The sequence below is a fragment of the Actinoplanes sp. KI2 genome (genome assembly GCF_025630775.1).
Taxonomy (GTDB): Bacteria; Actinomycetota; Actinomycetes; order Mycobacteriales; family Micromonosporaceae; genus Actinoplanes.
This window is the reverse complement of record NZ_JAOSZE010000028.1, coordinates 36995-54997: the sequence shown is the minus strand read 5'-3', so window position 1 is coordinate 54997 and position 18003 is coordinate 36995. Positions and strand designations below refer to the sequence as shown.

Sequence of the window (18003 nt, the reverse complement as noted above, 5' to 3'; positions counted from 1 at the left end):
CCAGTCAAGCCATGGGTCCCCCGATGGCGGTATGGGGTGAATTCCCCATGCCGGCCGAGATCCAGCCACTGGCCAGGGCGGTCATCACCGCCGCGGTCCGGTTCTTGGCGCCGGTCTTTCGCATGATCGCGCCGACGTGCTTCTCCACCGTCTTCGGCGAGAGCGCCAGCCGGGACGCGATCTCCCGGTAGGTGAGCCCCTGGCGGAGCAGCTCGAGGACGTCTGCCTCGCGGGCGGTGAACGGCGCCGGGCCGGCCGGGATCGCGTACGGGATGTCGGCCCGCAGGACCACCCCCCAACCGCGCACGTTCTCGACGCTGACCTCGCCGCCGGCGATGGTCGGCGGCCGGCCGGCCCAGGCGGCGCCGTTCGTCTCGTCCTGCAGGATCACCCGCACGCCCTCGGGCCGGTAGACGATCCCGACCCGCAGGCTCGGCCCGGCCTCGGCCACCAGGTTCGCGGCGACCCGCGCCACCTCCGGCGCGACCGGGCGCACGACGCCGGCCTCGGTCACCACGCGGCCCGCCCGGCGCAGCACGGTGGCGAGCGAGGTGCCCGGCCGGCTGGTCCGCACGATCGCCGCCGCCGCGGTCTGGGTCAGCGTCTCCAGATCGTCGACGTCCCGGGCGGAGAAGGTGCCGCTCCGCGGCGCGAAGGTCACGCTCACCGCGACCACGTCGCCGCGCCACCAGATCGGCACCGCCGCGGCCGGGCCGCGCCGCGCCGGGTCGGCCCCGGCCAGGTGCCCGGCCCGCAGCTGCCCGTACTCGGGGATGACCACCGGCCGGCGGCTGCCGTACGCCCGGCCGGTCGCGCCCTCGTCCAGCGGGAACCGGTCGCCCAGCCGGCAGAGCGCGCCGAACTCGGCGGCCTTGGTGTACCGGCCGGCCGCCGCGTCGATCAGCGAGACGCTGCCGGCGGCCGAGCCGGTGAGGTGGGCGGTGTGCCGCAGCAGGCGGCGCAGGACAGGCTCCAGGCGCAGGTCGCCGTAGACGTCGGCGACCGCGTCGGCCAGGCGGAACCCCTCCGTGGGTGCCACCCCCCGAACATACCCGGCCGCCGTCAGCCGGCAGTCAACGCCGTCAGCAGGCAGTCGATGTCGTCCGCGGTGGTGCCCAGGCCGAAGCTGATCCGCAGCAGGCCGCCCTCGCAGCCCGCGTTCCCGGTCTCCGCGGTCAGCCGCCGGACGAGCGGATGGGCGCAGAACTTGCCCGCCCGCACCCCGATGCCGTGGTCGTCGGCCAGCCGAGTGGCCACTTGCGACGGATCGCGACCGGTCAGCGCCACCGAGACGATGCCGACCCGCTCGCTGTCCGCACCGAACAGCGACACCTCGGTGACACCCGGCACCCGTCGCAGGCCGTCCCGCAGCAGCGCGAGCAGGTTCTGTTCGTGGGCGTGCAGGGCGGCACGATCGGATTCGGCCAGAGCCGAGCAGACGGCCGCGAGGGACACCGCGCCGAGCAGGTTGGGCGTGCCGCCCTCGTGCCGCGCCGGCCCGGTCGCCCAGCGCACGTCGCCGATCCGATCGCCGACCGCCGCGCTCGCACCGCCGCCGGCCAGGTAGGGCTCAGCCGCGTCGAGCCAGTCGGCCCGCCCGGCGAGCACACCCGATCCGAACGGCGCATAGAGCTTGTGCCCGGAGAGCGCCACCCAGTCCGCACCGGTCTCGGCGAGCGAGACCGGCGCGTGCGGGGCGAGCTGGGCGGCGTCGACGGCGACCCGGGCGCCGTGCCGGTGGGCGACCTCGGCCAGCCGGGCGATCGGCCAGACCTCGCCGGTCACGTTGCTCGCGCCGGTGACCGTAAGCAATATCGGGCCGCGCAGGTCACGCAGCGCACGGTCGACCGCGGCCACCGCCTCCTCGGGCGAGGACGGCGCGGGCAGCCGCAGCGGGTTCGGCCAGGGCAGCAGGTTCGCGTGGTGCTCGCCGTCGAAGACGACCGTGGTGGTGCCCGGCGGCAGCGCACGGGCCAGCAGGTTCAGCGCGTCGGTGGTGTTGCGGGTGAAGACGACCTGGTCGCCGGTTCGCAGGCCGAGGAAGTCGGCGATCACGTCGCGGGCGCGCTCGTACTCGAGGGTGGAGGTCTGCGACCGCGGCCCGGTGCCCCGGTGGACGCTGCCGTAGCTGGGCAGCAGCGCGGTGACCGCGTCGGCGGCGGCGCGCACGCACGGCGCGGTGGCCGCGTAGTCGAGATGGACGAATCCGGCGCCGATCACGGCCAGGTCATCGGTGTGCAGGGCAACAGACATGGTCACGCCTCCGCGTGGGTCGAGGACCCGGGCGGGTCCGCGCTTGCCCGCGTCGATCGACGCCGGCCCGGTCCTCACCCGGGGCACCCCATCGCGAACGGAAGGGTTGCCGGTCAGCAAGCCGGGGCTGTGCGCTGACACTCATGACCTGCCGACACGTTAGCAAATATGGTGAGCGCATGTACTCCGACGTTTGGGCCGAGTGGCACGCCGAACACGAGCGCCGCCGGTCCGCGCCGCACGGCTTCCTCGCGGTGACCGGTCTGCACTGGCTGTCCGGGTCGCCGCAGCGCTTCGAGGACGTGCCGGGGGAGTGGTCGTCATCGCCGGGCGGCGTGACGGTGACCTTGCGCGACGGCGAGGACCTGACCCTGGGCGACCGGCCCCTGGGAGTAGGCGCGCACGATCTCGGCAAGGTCGACGAGGACGGCATCACCGCCGCCTTCGGCGACGCGATCGTCGAGATAGCCAGGCGCGGCGAGGGCATCATCGTCCGCCCGCGCCATCCGGAAAATCAGCTTCGGCTTGCGTACGAGGGGACGCCGACGTTCCCGCCTTCGGAACAATGGCTGATCCCGGCGCGCTTCGTCCCGCTCGCCGCGGCGCGATCCGTCTCGCTCACCACGGTCGTCGACGGTCTGCTCGAACCGGACCTCGCCGTGGGCCGGGTGGAGTTCTCGATCGATGACGCGGCGCTGAGCCTGACGGTCTTCCCCGGTGCGGCGCCGGGCAGCCTGACCACGCTGTTCACCGACGCCACCTCGGGCGTGACCACCTATCCGGCCAGCCGCCGGCTCCACCTGCCGGCGCCGGCCGCCGACGGGACGCTGACGATCGACTTCAATCGCGCCACGAACCTGCCCTGCGCGTACACGCCGTTCGCGACGTGCGCGCTCGCGCCCCCGGAGAACCGGCTACCGGTCGCGATCACGGCCGGCGAGAAGACCCCGCCGACGAGCGCGCACTGAGGACCGCGCCTGCCCGGAGACGCGCGCGGATCGGTCAGATTCGCTCGCCGGTGATGTAGCCCTCGAGGCTGCTGCGCTCGGTCTCCAACTCGTCGATCCGGTTCTTCACCACGTCGCCGATGCTGACCACCCCGCGCAGGACACCGTCCTCGAGCACCGGGACGTGCCGGAACCGGTGCTCGGTCATCAGCCGCTCGACGTCCTCGACGGCGGCCTCGGGCGAGACCGACCGAACCTGGACGGTGTGGATCGCGCTGACCGGTTCGGTCAGGACCGCCGCGCCGCGCAGGGCGAGCGCCCGCACCACGTCCCGCTCGCTGACGATCCCATCGACCCGCGCCCCGTCCGCCGACACGATCACCGCACCGATCCGGTGCTCGGCGAGGAGCGCCAGTAGTTGGGTCACGTCCGATCCGGGTGTGACGGTAACAACCTTGTTGCCCTTGACGCGGAGAATGTCGCTGATTCGCATCGTTGCTCCCCATCTGCCGATCCGCGGAAGCCGCCGGGCGGGCCGTCCGATGACGGGGTGGCGACGCCACGTTGCGTGCATATGCCTTAGATGTAGTCAATCACGTCCTGATGTCAAGAGCATCGAGATGTCAAGTCCACGCAGGTAGCCGACCCGCTATGGTGCATCGATGAATCGGACCGCGTTGGTCACCGGAGTCTCGTCGGGAATCGGGCGGTCCACCGCGGCCGCGCTCGTCACCCGCGGCTACCGGGTGCTGGGCACCTGCCGTACGCCGTCGAAGCTGACCGATCCGCTCGACGGCGTGGAACACCTGGCGCTCGACCTCGCCGACGAGCGATCGATCGAGGCGCTCGCCGATCGGCTGACCGACGTGGACGTGCTGGTCAACAACGCCGGCGAGAGCCATTCCGGACCGTTCGAGGAGCTGCCCCCGGACGACCTTCGCCGGCTGTTCCAGGTCAACGTCTTCGGCCCGGTCCGCCTCGCCCAACTCGCCATCCCCGGGATGCGTTCGCGCCGGTACGGCCGGATCGTCATGGTCGGATCGATGCTCGCCTCGTTCCCGCTGTCGTACCGGTCGTCCTACGTCGCCGCGAAGGCCGCGCTCAAGGGCTTCAGCAACGCGGCCCGCCACGAGCTCTCCCCGTTCGGCGTCTGGTCGACCACGGTCGAACCCGGTTCGATCAACACCGGCATCAGCCAGCGCCGCACCAAGCACATCGCCGCCGATTCGCCGTACCGCAGCGACTTCGAGACGATGCTGGCCGCCCTCGACCGGAACGAGCGCTCCGGCGTCTCCGCCGACCGCGTGGCCGAGGTGATCGTCGGCGCGATCGAAGCGAAAAGACCCAAGCAGATGTACGCCGTGGGCAGCAACGCCCCGATCGTGTTCGCTCTCCAGCGCGCCCTCCCCGCCACCCTGGTCGAAAAGGCCACCCACCGCCGCCACGACCTGCGCCGCTGACCCGCCGCCCCACCGCGCCGCCGTCACGACCTGCGCCCGCCGACCCGCGCCGCCGTCATGACCCGCGCCGCCGTCATGACCCGCGCCGCCGTCCTGACCCGCGCCGCCGTCATGACCCGCGCCGCCGTCCTGACCCGCGCCGCCGTCACGACCTGTGCCGCCGTCATGACCCGCGCCGCCGTCACGACCTGTGCCGCCGTCCTGACCCGCGCCGCCGTCACGACCTGTGCCGCCGTCATGACCCGCGCCGCCGTCACGACCTGTGCCGCCTTCACGACCTGTGCCGCCGGCTGGCCATGCCGCCGGCCCGCCGCTGTCTCGCTGATCGGCCGCTCTGCTGCGCCACTGGTTCGCCGCCTCGCTGACCCGCCGACCTGCCGTCGCCGGCCGCGCGCTGCCGACCGCGCTGCGGCGCTCGTTGGGGCGCTCGTTGGGGCCGGGCGCTGCCGGCTCAGGTGGGCGGGTGGCGGCGTAGTCGCCGCAGGGCCAGGGCCAACTGCAATCGGAGGCGGCCGTGCGGGTCGCGGATCGTCCAGCCGAGCAGGTGTTCGGCCCGGGTGATGCGGTCCTGGAAGGTGGAGTGGTGCAGGCGCGACGCGGTCGCCGCCGCGCGCAGGCTGCCCGCCTCGGCGAGCGCGTGCAGGGTGGACAGCACCCACGGGCCCGCCGCCGTGGCGTGGTCGAGCGCGCGCAGGTCGGGCACCTCGGCCGTGTCGGGCAGATCGGCCAGCAGCGCCAGCCCGCCCAGATCCTCGTGACGCACGACCGTCGGCCCCGGGTCCTCGGCCGTGCCATCCGCGGCGAACCGCAGAGCGATCCGGGCCGCGGCGTACGACGCGGGCAGGTCACCCGGCGCGACCGCCGGACCGATCCCGGCCCGGGACCCGGCAGCGGGCGACGGCAGCTCCGGTGGCGCCTCCGCGGGACCGATCCCGGTGCGGCCGGCGATCGCGGACGTGGCCCCGGCGGGGACCACCCGCGGGCCCGACGGCAGGGCCGCGGCTCGGAATCGACCGGACTCGCTCAACCGCATCGAGGCGGCCGCCTGGCGGCGTACCTCTGGCGGAGCCGACGCATCGACGATCAGCTCGACCAGCGCCGGGTCTGCGGAGGGCGCCCGGCCGCGCGTGCGGTCGAGAACCGCGCGTGCCGCGCCCGCGGCTCGCTCCAGAATCATGGCCTCGACCGGGCCGGCCTCGCCGATCCGCTCCAGCCAGAGGATGGCCGAGGCGTCCGGAACCACGGGCGTACGCATCCAGCGCTCGTCCACCGCCGACGGGTCGGGCGCCGCGCGTCCCGCCGGATCGACGCGCACGTGGACGCGGCGCGATCGGTCGTCGAGGCGTGCGGGGCAGCCGGCGAGCACGGCCGCCCCACGGACGATCGCTTGCAGGCCGGCCCTGTTCTCGGCGAGGCCGTCGAAATAGGCGATCACTCGCAGCGCGGCCCCGGCGTCCGCGTCGAGGGCCGCCAGCCGCACCGCGAGATCCTTCACGTCGCCCCCGGAGATCAGCCGTTGAACAGGCGGTTGAGCCAGCGTACCCGGGCGTCGCGGGCGTCATGGCTCAGCTGCGCGGTCGGTGCCAGGCTGTCGAAGCCGTGGAAACCGCCCGGCCAGACGTGCAGCTCCGCGCGGCCGCCGGCCTGCCAGATCCGGCTCGCGTAGGCCACGTCCTCGTCGCGGAACGTCTCCGCCGAGCCGACGTCGATGAAGGCCGGCGGCAGGCCGGAGAGGTCGGCCGCCCGCGCCGGGGCGGCGTAGGGCGAGACGTCGGGGCCGCCGCGGGCGTCGCCGAGCAGCGCGGTCCAGCCGAACGCGTTTGCCTCGCGATCCCAAACGCCCAGACCGGCCATCTGCTGGGCGGACGGGGTCTCGTTGCGATCGTCGAGCATCGGATAGATCAGCATCTGACCGAGCAGTTCCGGTCCGTGCTGATCGCGAGCGCGCAGGGCGAGCGCCGCGGCCAGGCCGCCGCCCGCGCTGCCACCGGCCACGATCAGTCGGGACCGATCGAAACCGAGCTCGTCGGCGTGCTCGGCGGTCCAGAGCAGACCGGCGTAGCAGTCGTCGATCGGGCCGGGGTGCGGCGTCTCCGGCGCGAGGCGGTACTCGACCGAGACGACGACCAGGTTGAACTGTTCCGCCCAGTCGAGCATCTCCAGCACGCCGACCCGGCGGTCGCCGAGCACCATGCCGCCGCCGTGGGTGTGATAGACGCAGCCGAGCGTGCCGGTCGGCGCGGTCGGGGTGCAGATCAGCAGGGTGATGTCCGGGTCGTCGCCGAGGCCGGGCACGATCCGCTCCTCGATCTGGAACGCTCCGCCGCGGCGCAGCTCGTCCTCGGTCGGCACGGCCAGCACCGAGCCGGAGCGCACGGCGGCGAGCCGTTCGCTGTCGAGCGACGGCGTGATGAGGTCGGCGAGGGCGGTGAGCGCCGCGCCGAGTTCGGGGTCGAACGGCGGCGGGGGCAGGGTGGTCGTCACAAGGGCCTCCAGGTGAATGCGATATGACCGCGGACACCAGCATGAACCGGGCGTCGACCGGGGCCGAGCGCCAACCGGCGGAATCTCCCCGCCATCTGGCGGGCCGCGATCGTGCCCGGTCGAGTTTCCTCCGATGCGCGGTACATTCGCGACGGTCACTGTCCTCGTACCGACGCCCGGCGCGCCCGTCGCTGTCACATCCGTCCGCTGAAGGGAAGGCAGACATGGAACTGAACGATCAGGCCGTCATCACGAGTGGCAGCGACTTCTGGTCGAGCACGGCCGCCGGCGGCGTCCCGGCGATCACGCTGACCGACGGGCCGCACGGCGTACGGCTGCAGGTGCCGGACGCCGAGGACCTGCTGGCCGGCCAGCCGGCCACGTGCTTCCCACCGGCCGTGGCGTCCGGCTCGACCTGGGATCCCGGCCTGCTGCGCCGGATGGGCGAGGCGCTCGCCGAGGAGTGCCGGGCGATGGGCGTCCAGGTGCTGCTCGGCCCCGGCATCAACCTCAAGCGGACGCCGCTCGGCGGGCGGAACTTCGAGTACTTCAGCGAGGACCCGCTGGTCGCCGGCGTGCTGGCGGCCGGCTGGGTGCAGGGTCTGCAGAGCGGCGGGGTGGGCGCGTCGCTCAAGCACTTCGCGGTCAACTCGCAGGAGACCGATCGGATGCGGATCAGCGCGGACGTCGACGAGCGATCGCTGCGCGAGCTGTACCTGCGCGCCTTCCAGCGAGTGGTCACGACCGCTCAGCCCTGGACGGTCATGTGCTCGTACAACCGGATCAATGGGGTTTACGCCAGCCAGAACCGCTGGCTGCTGACCGACGTACTGCGGGACGAGTGGGGCTTCGAGGGCCTGGTCGTCTCCGACTGGGGCGCCGTCGTCGACCGGGTCGAGGCGGTCCGGGCCGGACTCGATCTGACCATGCCGGGGCCGGACCCGACCGGTGACCAGGCCCTGATCGAAGCGGTCGGCGATGGCCGCCTACCGGCCTCGACGCTGGCGCAGGCCGCCGATCGGGTTCGCGCGCTGGTGGACCGGACGACCGCGGCCGGGAGGACCGGCGGCTACGACGCCGACCGGCATCATGCCCTGGCCCGGGAGATCGCCGCCCGGGGCATCGTCCTGCTGAAGAACGAGGGCGATCTGCTCCCGCTCGGTCCCGACCAGACCGTCGCGGTCGTCGGCGAGCTCGCTCGCACCCCGCGCTACCAGGGCGGTGGCAGCTCGCAGATGACCCCGACCCGCCTCGACGACGCGCTCACCGCGATCGAGGAGTCGGCCCCGGGCAAGGTCCGGTTCACCGCCGACCCGGCCGAGGCGGTCGAGCTGGCCCGCACCAGCGACGTGGCGGTCGTCTTCGCCGGCACCGAGCAGGAGACCGAGGGCTCGGACCGGGCGTCCCTCGACCTGCCCGCCGACCAGCTGAGGCTGATCGCTGCGGTCGCGGCGGCCAACCCGCGTACGGTCGTGGTCCTCTCCAACGGCGCGGTCGTGCTCACCACGCCCTGGGACCGCGACGTGGCCGCGCTGCTGGAAGGCTGGCTGCTCGGCCAGGCCGGCGGCAGCGCCACCGCGGACGTTCTCTACGGCCGGGTCAACCCCTCCGGCCGGCTGACCGAGACGATCCCGCTGCGGCTCGAGGACCATCCGTCCTATCTGGACTGCCCGGGCGAGGCCGGGCACGTCCGCTACGGCGAGGGCATCCACGTCGGCTACCGCGGCTTCGACGCCCGCAAACAGGAGGTCGCGTACCCCTTCGGTTTCGGTCTCTCCTACACCACCTTCTCGTACGCGGAGGCGACCGCCACCGCGAGCGAGGCCGGCGTCGACATCCGCCTCCGCGTGACCAACACCGGCTCGCGGGACGGCCGCGAGGTGGTTCAGGCGTACGTGAGCCTGCCCTCCTCCCGGGTGCGGCGCGCCCCGCGGGAGCTGAAGGCGTTCGCCGGCGTCGAGATCCGCGCGGGCGAGACCGCCGAGGTGCTGCTGCACGCCGACCGATCGGATCTGGCCTACTGGGATGTGGTGCTCCAGCGCTGGGTGGTCGAGGACGGCACCTACACGATCGAGGTCGGCGCTTCCTCGCGCGACATCCGCGCCACGACCACGGTCGCGGTCCCCGGCGACGAGGGTCGCCACCCGCTGACCGCCGACTCCACGATCGGCGAGTGGCTCGCCGACCCGCGCGGCGCCGAGGTGCTCACCGAGGTCTTCACCAGGATGGCCACCGAGGGTGGTGGCGGGATGGCGGCGACGCTGACGCTGGACCCGGCGATGCTCCAGATGGCGGCCAGTTTCCCGCTCTCCCGGATGGCCATGTTCCCCGGCAGCCCGTTCACCACCGAGACCCTCGCCGGCCTGGTGGTCGCCGCGAACAAATAGCCGCGAACAAATAGCCGCGAACAAATGGCGGTCAGGGGCTCAGGGGCGTGCGGTCAGGTGGTCGAGGATGTCGTCGGCCGGGGTGCGGGCGCGCAGGACGTAGCGCTCGGTGTAATCGGCCACGGCGTCGCGCAATGAGCGGGCGGCGCCCTGGCGGGCCAGCGCCGCGTACGCGGCCAGGAAGCAGTCGCGGGCCGCGGCGGCCAGCACCGGGTCGGTCAGGGCGGCCCGGGCGGCTCGCTCCCACAGGCCGGGCTCGGATGCGAGGTGATCGGTCGCGATCTCGGCTTGCGCGGCGGCCCGCGGATCGTCGAGCAGCGCGGCGGCCACCGCGATCGGAAGACGCCACCCGTCGCCGGGCTGGGCGTCGGCCACGTCGAGTTCCAGATGACCGCGGGCGGCCACCGGCGGGCGCAGGGCGTCCAGGTGATCGGCCAGCTCGGTGGCCGTGGGGGCGTCGCCGGCGCGGAAACGGTCGCGAAGGGACACGCCGGCCGGCGTGGGGGTGCTCATCGCGTACGCAAGCCACGCCTGACGCGGATCGCCTGGCGGAACCACCGGCAGGTTCTTACGGCCCGCCTGCCGGATGCTGCGCAGGCCCGCCGCCGGAGCGTTCGCGAAGGCGGCGGCCAGGACCGGGGCGAGGCGGTGCGCCAGTCGCCAGCGGCGGGCGAGGCCGAGAATCCCGCCGCCCTCCAGGCCCGCCTCGAGGCCGACCCGGATGCCCGCCTCGGGGGAGAACCGGTCGCCGGGCGGGGCGATCAGCGGGCGGGCGGCGCGCAGGTCGTCGGTCATCCGGGCCAGGCAGACCGCGAGGCCGGGGGAGGGCGGACCGCTCACGATCGCCGACCGCGGTGATCCGGGCTTCAGGAAGCCGTGCCGGAGCGCATGGCGGCCGCGCACCTGCGGCGCGGGCACGTCGACCGCGGCGCCCACGAAGCCGGGCGGGGCAGGGGCGAACGCGTTTGCGGCGATGAGCTGTTCGGCGGCGTGTTCGGTCAAGGTGGTCACGGGGCGCCTCACGTGGTCCGGAAGGGGAGGCGAGCATAGCATTCCTATCTGCTAGCTAGGAATGCCCAGATCGGGAGCCGGACGGATTCCGACCCCATGTTCGGCAGCTTCCGGCCGTAGTTGAGCGGGTTGACGCCCGCCCCCTCGGGCTGTCACGCTCGTGAGCACAACCGAAGATCGCGCCGAACGAACCACGGCGGGAGAGCCCCGGTCACGCCGGGGCGCCGAAGGAGCAAATCCTCCCCGGGAATCTCTCAGGCCCCGATACCGTCGCATGGCAGGCGCCTCTGGAAAGCCGGGACGACCTGGTCCCGCACCCACGGTGCAAACCGCCGGAATCCGCGGCGGCGAAGCTCTCAGGTATCCATGACAGAGCGGGGAGGCCACCCTTGATGAGGGGAGCCTTTTCGTGCCGGTCAGCGCCTTCGACCTCTATTCGATCGGAATCGGTCCGTCGTCCTCGCACACCGTGGGGCCGATGCGGGCCGCGCGTCGCTTTGCCTTCGAGGTGCCCAAGGCCGGGCGGATCCGGGTCGAGCTGTTCGGATCGCTCGGTGCCACCGGCCGCGGTCACCACTCCGACGCCGCGGTGCTGCTGGGGCTGGAGGGGGAGGACCCGGCGACGGTCTCCGTCGCCGAGATGCCGGAGCGCCTCGCCGAGATCAGTCGGAGCGGAACCGTCCGGCTGGCCGGCGAACGGCAGGTTCCGGTCGAGCTGATCCTGCACCGGCGGCGCAGCCTCCCGTACCACCCGAACGGCATGACCTTCACGGCCTGGACCGTCGACGGACTGCCGCTCGCCGAGCGGACCTTCTATTCGGTCGGCGGGGGGTTCGTGGTCGAGGAGGGGGAGGAGCCGGCGGTGGACACGGCCGTTCTGCCGCTCCCGTTCGCCTCCGGAGCGGATCTGCTCGCTCATGGCCGGCCGTTGTCGGAGGTGATGCTCGAGAACGAGCGGGTCTGGCGCAGCGACCACGAGATCCGGGACGAACTGCTGCGGATCTGGCGGGTCATGCGTGCCTGCGTCGAGCGCGGCCTGCAGGCCGAGGGTGTGCTGCCGGGCGGGCTCGGCGTGCGGCGGCGGGCGCCGCAGATCTGGCGTGATCTGGTGCGCCGCCCGGACGCCGACGACCCCCTGCACGTGATCGACTGGGTCAACCTGTACGCGCTGGCGGTCAACGAGGAGAACGCGGCCGGTGGCCGGGTGGTGACCGCCCCGACCAACGGCGCGGCCGGGATCATCCCGGCGGTGCTGCACTACTACCGGCGCTTCGTGCCGGGCTCGGGCGACGACGGCGTGGTCCGCTTCCTGCTCACCGCGGCCGCGATCGGCATCCTGATCAAGGGCGCCGCGTCCATCTCCGGCGCCGAGGTGGGCTGTCAGGGCGAGGTGGGCTCGGCCGCCGCGATGGCCGCGGCAGGCTTGTGCGAGGTTCTCGGGGGTACGCCGGCGCAGGTCGAGAACGCGGCCGAGATCGCGCTCGAACACAGCCTCGGGCTGACCTGCGATCCGGTCGGTGGCCTGGTGCAGGTGCCGTGCATCGAACGGAACGCGATCGCCTCCGTGAAGGCCATCAACGCGGCTCGGCTGGCGCTGCGCGGGGACGGCAGCCACCGGGTCTCGCTGGACATGGTGATCCGGACGATGCGCGAAACCGGACGGGACATGTCGACCAAGTACAAGGAGACATCTCTAGGCGGTCTGGCGGTAACTGTGGTCGAATGCTGATTTTAGTGACAAGTCAGGCATGGAGGGTCTGACGTCGGGTTAACTTCGCGCGGCGGTTGCCGAATAGGGCTAAGAACCGACAGCTGCGGAGTGGGTGCCAGTGAGTGACAAGGACAGCGTGCGCCGGGCGGCGGAGCTGACCGATCTGGTGGTCGACGGCGAGCTGGGGCGGGGCGCGTTCACCACCGTGCACCGGGTCCGGCGCGGCGATGACACGTACGCGCTCAAACGGCCCAACGCGGAGCGTGCCGACGATCCCGGCCTGCTCATCGCCTTCCAGCGCGAGGCCGCGCTGCTCGCCTGCATCGACGACCCCGGCGTGCCGCTCATCCACGCCGCCGGCCGGTTCGACGGCGCACCCGCCATGGTTCTCGAGTTTCTGCCCGGCGGCTCGCTCGCCGACACGCTCGCCCACGGGCCGCTGCCGGCGGGGCGGGTCGTCGAGCTCGCCGGCCAGCTCGGCCACGGCCTGGCCGCGGCGCACCGGGTCGGCCTGGTCCACCGGGACGTGAAACCCGGAAACATCATGATGCCGCCGGGCCGGCCGGCCAAACTGATCGACTTCGGTCTCGCGCAGCTCGGAGCGGAGCAGGGCGACGACGATCGAGCGATCGGAACCTTCCTCTACACCTCGCCCGAGCAGTCCGGCATGCTCAAGCGCCCGGTCGACGGGCGATCGGATCTGTACTCGCTCGGCGTGGTGCTCTTCGAGTGCCTGACCGGGCGGCTGCCGTTCGAGGCCGATGATGTCGGCGAGCTGTTGCGGCTGCACCTGACGGCGCCCGTACCGGATCTGGTCGAGCTCTGCCCCGGACTCGACCCCGCCCTGGCCGCGGTCGTTACCCGCCTGCTCGGCAAGGACCCGGACGACCGCTACCCGGACGCCGCCGCCTTCCTGTCGGCCCTTCCCGGTGAGGCCGGCGGAACGGCCGCGGCGTCGATCTGGCCGCTCTGCGGGCGCGACGCCGAGCGCGCCCAGCTTGCCGCCCGCTGGGACCGGGCGCGTGCCGGACACGGCGGCATCGCCGTCGTTCGCGGACCGGCCGGATCCGGGCGCACCCGGCTGGCGCAGGAGGCCGTAACGCTTGCCGACGACGTGCCGGTGCTGCGCGCGGGGTGCCTGGAGGACGAGGCGCTGCCGCTCGCCACCCTGCGCACGGCGATCGACGGTTACCTGCAGGCGATCGCTCTGCTCGCCGGCCCGGCCCGCGCCGAGGCCGAGCAGCGGGTCCAGGACGCCGCCGCGGTCGCCGGCCCGGCGCTGGTCGCGCGGGTCATCCCGCGACTCGAGGCGATGGTCGGTGAGGCCGGCGCCGCCGAGGCGCGCGACGACCACGTGTTCGCCGCGGTCGCCACGTTCCTGGCCGAGCTGGCGAAGGCCCACAAGGGACTGCTACTGATCTGCGACGACGCGCACTGTCTCGACGCGGGCAGTCGCGCGGTGCTGGAGCAGCTCGTGCCCGATCTGGCGGGACTGCCGGTGCTGGTGCTGCTGACCGAGCGGGACGGCGCGGGCGTGCCGGTTGCCGTGCATCCGGACCTCGAGATCGACTGCATGCCGCTCGAGCCGCCCGCCGTGGCAGCGCTGATCGCCTCCCGGCTGCCCGGCGCGGCGGTCCCCGCCGACCTGGTCGCGCACATCACCGGGCGTACCGACGGCACGCCGCTCGCGGTCGTCGCGTACCTGCTGCGCCTGCTCGACGCCGGGCTGCTCAGCCCGCTCTGGGGCACCTGGCACTTCGACGCGGCCGGCGCCGACGCGCTGCCCGCCGCCGACGACGTGCGGGCCTTGCTCGCCTCCCGGCTGGCCACGCTCGCCGAGGCCGACCGCGAGGTCCTGGTCGTCGCGGCGGTGGCCGGTTCGCGCTTCCGCACCGAGACGCTGATCGCCGCGGGCGGTCCGGCGGACCGGGTGGTGGCCGCGGTGGGTGCCGCCGTCGAGCGCCGGATCGTCGAGGTGCGGCCCGGCGGCTGGTACGTCTTCCTGCACCCGATGCTGCGCGAGTCCCTGCTCGAGGGGGTCGGCGAGCAGCGGCTGCGCCGGCTGCACGCGTCGCTCGCGGACGCCTTGGAGAGCCTGCCCAGCGCGTTGCAGGACCCTGACAACGTGTACGCCGTGGCCCGCCACCACCGCCGGGCCGGCGACGAGGTGCCGGCCGAGGCGCGTCGCCGCAGTGCGCTGGCCGCCGGCCTGCGTGCCCTGGCGGACCTGGCCCCGGACCAGGCCGTCGGCTACCTCGAGCAAGCCCTGGACGGCGACCCCGCCCCGGAGACCGCCGTGCTGCACCCGCTCGCGCTCGCCTATCTGCGCGCGTCCCGGTACGCCGAGGCGGGCGCGACCATCGAGCGGGCCCTCGTCGCCGAGACCGATCGGCGGGCCCGGGCCCACCTGCTCATCACCGAGATCGAGCTGCACCACACGCTCTGGGACGACGAGAAGGCCCTCGCCGCGACCGCGGCGGCGCTGACCGAAGTGGGCCGGCCGCTGCCACGCAAGGGCGTTGCGCTGCTCGCGTCGACGATCGGCATCGGGCTCGCCGGCGGCGCCGTGCGGCGTACCGGATGGGGGTTCGGAACGGCGGCGGGCCAGCGCCGGGACGATCTCGCCACGCTCGCCGCCGCCCTGGACGCCGGCGGCTACGCCGCCGCGGTCGGCCTGCGCCTGCGCGAGGCCGGCGTGCTCACGATGCGGGCGATGTACGCGGTGAACCGGCTCGGTCCGTGCCCCGAGTACGTGCGCGTCTATGCGCTGGTGGGTTACGTCGCCGCCGTGACCAAGTTGCGCGGCACCGCCGATCGTTGCCTCGACCGGGCCACCTCGGTCGCCAACGATCTCGGCGACCCGGCGCTGGTGGCCTACGTGGAGTGGGTGCGCGGGTGCGCGTTGCTGTTCGGCGGCTTCGACGACGGCACCGCCTTCGAGGAGGCGATCACCCGCAACGCGCGCTGGTTCGGTCCGGCCCAGCTCCTGCCCGGTCACGCCACCATCGGTATCCGGCTGCTGCTGCGCGGGTACGCCATCGAAGCGGAGGCCGAGTACGAGCGCGGGCTGCGCCGGCTCGGCGATCCGAAGCTGATCCGCGGCACCTCGTTCAGCATGCTCTCGGTGATGATCCCGGCGATGCTGGGCCGGCCGGGGGAGTCCGCCGCCGCGCTGGCCGACCTGCGCGCCGCGCTCCCACCCGGCAAAGGCACCACCGTGCAGAGGGCGAACATGCTCGTCGCGGCCGCGTGCGCGGCGGTCGAGCAGGGCGAGTTCGGCGAGCCGTTCGAGGCGATCGCCGCGGAGTTCCAGGATCTCGGGCTGCGGCTGCGGGACATGATGACGCAGCACAAGTGGTTCTACGTGTACCAGGCGCAGGCCCGGATGACGCAGATCCGGATGGCGACCGAACAGCTGCGTCCGGCCCGGATCGCGGCCGCCCGTGAAGCGCTGGCCGATCTGCGGCGCGTGCGGAAGAGCTCGCCGCTGCTCGATGCGGCGTATCTGCTGGCCACCGGGGCCTTCGCGCAGCAGCTCGGCGAGCTGCACAAGGCGATCGAATGGACCGACAAGGCCGAACACGTCGCGCGGATGACCGACGCGCCGCTCGTGCACTTCGAGGTCGCCCGGATCCGGGCGCGGTCGTTCCGGGCGCTCGGGCTGACCCACGAATCCGATCGGCAGGCACGGATCGCGATTTCGCTGGCCGGCTTCCACGGGTGGGAGTCGCGCCGGCGGCAGGCACGGACCGAGTTCGCCGCCGAGGAGGGGTCGGCGACCAACCGGCGTACGGTGGTGGGCCGCTCGGACGCGCCGCGCAACCGTCGCCTGGAGGCGTTGCAGCAGGTCGCCGCCGCCGCGGCGACCGTGCTCGACCCGCAGGAACTGGCCCGGGTCGCGCTCGACGAGATGCTGCGCATCCTGGGTGCGGAACGGGCGCTGTTCTTCCTGCTCGACGAGGCGGGGGAGCCGGTGCCGTTCGCGGGCCGGGGCGCGGACGGCACCGACCTGGAGCCGACGACCGCCTACGGCGCGACGCTCGTGCGGCGGGTCGCCTTCGGCGGGGAGCCGCTGGTGCTGACCGGGACCGAGCAGGGCGCCGCGCTCGGATCGCGGAGCGCGGTCGTGCACGGGTTGCGCAGCATCATGGTCGTGCCGGTGCAGTTCAAGGGGAACACGCTCGGCGTCGTCTACCTGGACAGCCGGATGGCCCGGGGCATCTTCACCGACAACGACGTCGAGGTCCTGATCGGCGTGACCAGCCACGTCGCCGTCTCGCTCGAGACCGCCCGGGCGGCGCAGCTGCACCTGGCGGTGGCGGCGGCTCAGCAGCAGCAGGCGTTCGCGGAGATGCTCCGCTCGTCGCTGGCCGAGCTGAGTGGCATCCACGATCCGTCGCGGTTGTTGAGCGTGCTGTTCGGCATGCTCGCGTCCCAGTTGAACGCCTCGTCGGGATGCTTGCTGAGCGCGGACGGATCGGTCGTGACCGAGGTGGTCGGCAAGGTGGATCCGGCCGTGCTGGGCGGCCCCTTCCCGGCCGCTCTGCCGTCGGTGCTGACGGCGGCCGTCGTGCCGGCCGGCGACATACCCGAGATATCGGGGCAGACGCTGCTGGTCGTACCCCTGGACAGCCGCGACGGGCGTAGCGGGCTGGTCGTTCTGGGCGCGGACGACTTCGACGAGACCGCGATTCAGATCGCTTCGTCGCTCGCCACCCAGGGCATGAGCGCCTACCTCAACGCGTGCCTGTTCAGCCGCGTCCAGGAACTGGCGACCACCGACGAGCTCACCGGCCAGCACAACCGCCGGCACTTCTACGCGATCGCCACCGCCCTGGTGTCGGCCGCCGCACGCGGGTCGCGCGACCTCGCCGCCGTCATGCTCGACATCGACAAGTTCAAGAGCGTCAACGACACGTACGGTCATGGCGTGGGCGACGAGGTCATCCGGGAGGTGGCCGCCCGGGTCCGCGCCAGCATCCGCCGCTCGGACGTGCTCGGCCGCTACGGCGGAGAGGAGTTCGCGGTGGTCCTTCCCGATCACCACGACGCCGCGCCGGACCTGGCCGAGCGGATGCGCCACGCGGTCGCCGACACCCCGATCCCGACCGCGGCCGGCCCGCTGCCGATCACGATCAGCGTCGGCCTCACTCAGCTCGAACCCGGCGACGCCAGCCTCGATCAGGTGCTGGCCCGCGCCGACCTGGCCCTCTACCGCGCCAAGGAGAGCGGGCGGAACCGAGTCGTGGTTTGCTGAGGGATATGACGCGATACCCGACGATCCACCAGGTGGTCCTCGACGGCACCAGCATCCGGGGGCTCGCCGAGTTCTATCGCAAGCTGTTCGGCCTGCAGTACCGGCCCGGCGACGAACCGCCCGCCGCCGGCGACCCCGACGAGCGCGGCGAGGACTGGCTGGTCCTGCAGAACCCGCAGGGTGGTCCGCAGCTGGCGTTCCAACAGGTCGATCGCCTTGTTCCGACCACCTGGCCGGACGACGCCGTGCCGATGCAGATGCACCTGGACACCACCGTCGAGAACGTCGCCGAGCTGGACGCGCAGCACGACCGGGCCCTCGCGCTGGGTGCCCGGATGATTTACGACCGCAGCGCCGATCCCGAGGAGCCGCTGCGCGTCTACGCCGACCCCGCCGGCCACCCGTTCTGCATCTTCGTCGCCTGATCCCGGTCCGCCTCCGATCACGTGCGTGCCGGAGCAGCAGGCGACCGGTTCGGCCAAGGACCGGCTGC

Annotated in this window: 13 protein-coding genes and 2 riboswitches; of the genes, 6 read left to right on the top strand and 7 right to left on the bottom strand. The window is 73.2% G+C overall.

The features are described 5' to 3' along the window. Positions 1 to 4: 4 nt before the first annotated feature. Together ODJ79_RS28170 and ODJ79_RS28165 are read right to left on the bottom strand one after the other, a co-directional pair. Positions 5 to 1039, bottom strand: a complete 1035-nt coding sequence (locus tag ODJ79_RS28170; RefSeq protein ID WP_263026612.1) for a LuxR C-terminal-related transcriptional regulator — start codon at positions 1037 to 1039, stop codon at positions 5 to 7. A gap of 23 nt (positions 1040 to 1062) precedes the next feature. Then, positions 1063 to 2253 carry an aminotransferase class V-fold PLP-dependent enzyme gene (locus ODJ79_RS28165; protein WP_263026611.1) on the bottom strand — a complete coding sequence of 397 codons (1191 nt, stop codon included), beginning with the start codon at positions 2251 to 2253 and terminating at the stop codon, positions 1063 to 1065. Between the two features lie 34 nt (positions 2254 to 2287). Further along, positions 2288 to 2402, bottom strand: a riboswitch (SAM riboswitch). 30 nt (positions 2403 to 2432) lie between these two features. Between ODJ79_RS28165 and ODJ79_RS28160 the strand changes: the two genes are divergently transcribed. Further along, complete coding sequence (locus tag ODJ79_RS28160; RefSeq protein WP_263026610.1) at positions 2433 to 3221, top strand: DUF1684 domain-containing protein; 789 nt, start codon at positions 2433 to 2435, stop codon at positions 3219 to 3221. Between the two features lie 34 nt (positions 3222 to 3255). Here the strand turns inward: ODJ79_RS28160 and ODJ79_RS28155 are convergent, their stop codons facing one another. Beyond that, positions 3256 to 3693 carry a CBS domain-containing protein gene (locus ODJ79_RS28155; RefSeq protein ID WP_263026609.1) on the bottom strand — a complete coding sequence of 146 codons (438 nt, stop codon included), beginning with the start codon at positions 3691 to 3693 and terminating at the stop codon, positions 3256 to 3258. A 169-nt stretch (positions 3694 to 3862) separates the two neighbouring features. Between ODJ79_RS28155 and ODJ79_RS28150 the strand changes: the two genes are divergently transcribed. Continuing rightward, on the top strand, positions 3863 to 4660 hold the full coding sequence (locus ODJ79_RS28150; RefSeq protein WP_263026608.1) for an SDR family oxidoreductase: 798 nt from the start codon (positions 3863 to 3865) through the stop codon (positions 4658 to 4660). A gap of 23 nt (positions 4661 to 4683) precedes the next feature. On the opposite strand, the gene ODJ79_RS28145 is transcribed toward ODJ79_RS28150, so the two are convergent. The 3 genes from ODJ79_RS28145 to ODJ79_RS28135 all read right to left on the bottom strand — a co-directional run bounded on the left by ODJ79_RS28145 (position 4684) and on the right by ODJ79_RS28135 (position 7144). Then, positions 4684 to 4935: a hypothetical protein gene (locus ODJ79_RS28145; RefSeq protein WP_263026607.1), complete on the bottom strand. Its 252-nt coding sequence runs from the start codon at positions 4933 to 4935 to the stop codon at positions 4684 to 4686. A gap of 176 nt (positions 4936 to 5111) precedes the next feature. Further along, positions 5112 to 6155, bottom strand: coding sequence for a helix-turn-helix domain-containing protein (locus ODJ79_RS28140; protein ID WP_263026606.1), 1044 nt, complete (start codon positions 6153 to 6155; stop codon positions 5112 to 5114). Between the two features lie 14 nt (positions 6156 to 6169). After that, a complete protein-coding gene (locus ODJ79_RS28135) occupies positions 6170 to 7144 on the bottom strand; it encodes an alpha/beta hydrolase (RefSeq protein WP_263026605.1) in 975 nt (324 codons plus the stop codon). A gap of 224 nt (positions 7145 to 7368) precedes the next feature. Here ODJ79_RS28135 and ODJ79_RS28130 point away from each other — a divergent pair, with 224 nt between their 5' ends. Continuing rightward, complete coding sequence (locus ODJ79_RS28130) at positions 7369 to 9531, top strand: glycoside hydrolase family 3 C-terminal domain-containing protein (RefSeq protein WP_263026604.1); 2163 nt, start codon at positions 7369 to 7371, stop codon at positions 9529 to 9531. A 39-nt stretch (positions 9532 to 9570) separates the two neighbouring features. Here the strand turns inward: ODJ79_RS28130 and ODJ79_RS28125 are convergent, their stop codons facing one another. Further along, a complete protein-coding gene (locus ODJ79_RS28125; RefSeq protein ID WP_263026603.1) occupies positions 9571 to 10542 on the bottom strand; it encodes a glutamate-cysteine ligase family protein in 972 nt (323 codons plus the stop codon). Between the two features lie 187 nt (positions 10543 to 10729). After that, positions 10730 to 10822, top strand: a riboswitch (glycine riboswitch). A 129-nt stretch (positions 10823 to 10951) separates the two neighbouring features. Between ODJ79_RS28125 and ODJ79_RS28120 the strand changes: the two genes are divergently transcribed. From ODJ79_RS28120 to ODJ79_RS28110, 3 genes are all read left to right on the top strand, one after another. Beyond that, positions 10952 to 12271: an L-serine ammonia-lyase gene (locus ODJ79_RS28120; RefSeq protein ID WP_263026602.1), complete on the top strand. Its 1320-nt coding sequence runs from the start codon at positions 10952 to 10954 to the stop codon at positions 12269 to 12271. 100 nt (positions 12272 to 12371) lie between these two features. Further along, positions 12372 to 17510: a diguanylate cyclase gene (locus tag ODJ79_RS28115; protein WP_263026601.1), complete on the top strand. Its 5139-nt coding sequence runs from the start codon at positions 12372 to 12374 to the stop codon at positions 17508 to 17510. A 5-nt stretch (positions 17511 to 17515) separates the two neighbouring features. Next, positions 17516 to 17935 (top strand): VOC family protein, encoded by a 420-nt coding sequence (locus tag ODJ79_RS28110; RefSeq protein WP_263026600.1) that lies wholly within the window; start codon positions 17516 to 17518, stop codon positions 17933 to 17935. The last annotated feature ends 68 nt before the right edge of the window (positions 17936 to 18003 follow it).

What these genes read in the sequence shown, in the direction of transcription:
- ODJ79_RS28155 (WP_263026609.1), bottom strand. Translation starts at nt 3,693, where the DNA reads ATGCGAATCAGCGACATTCTCCGCGTCAAGGGCAACAAGGTTGTTACC.
- ODJ79_RS28160 (WP_263026610.1), top strand. Translation starts at nt 2,433, where the DNA reads ATGTACTCCGACGTTTGGGCCGAGTGGCACGCCGAACACGAGCGCCGC.
- ODJ79_RS28150 (WP_263026608.1), top strand. Translation starts at nt 3,863, where the DNA reads ATGAATCGGACCGCGTTGGTCACCGGAGTCTCGTCGGGAATCGGGCGG.
- ODJ79_RS28110 (WP_263026600.1), top strand. Translation starts at nt 17,516, where the DNA reads ATGACGCGATACCCGACGATCCACCAGGTGGTCCTCGACGGCACCAGC.
- ODJ79_RS28130 (WP_263026604.1), top strand. Translation starts at nt 7,369, where the DNA reads ATGGAACTGAACGATCAGGCCGTCATCACGAGTGGCAGCGACTTCTGG.
- ODJ79_RS28165 (WP_263026611.1), bottom strand. Translation starts at nt 2,253, where the DNA reads ATGTCTGTTGCCCTGCACACCGATGACCTGGCCGTGATCGGCGCCGGA.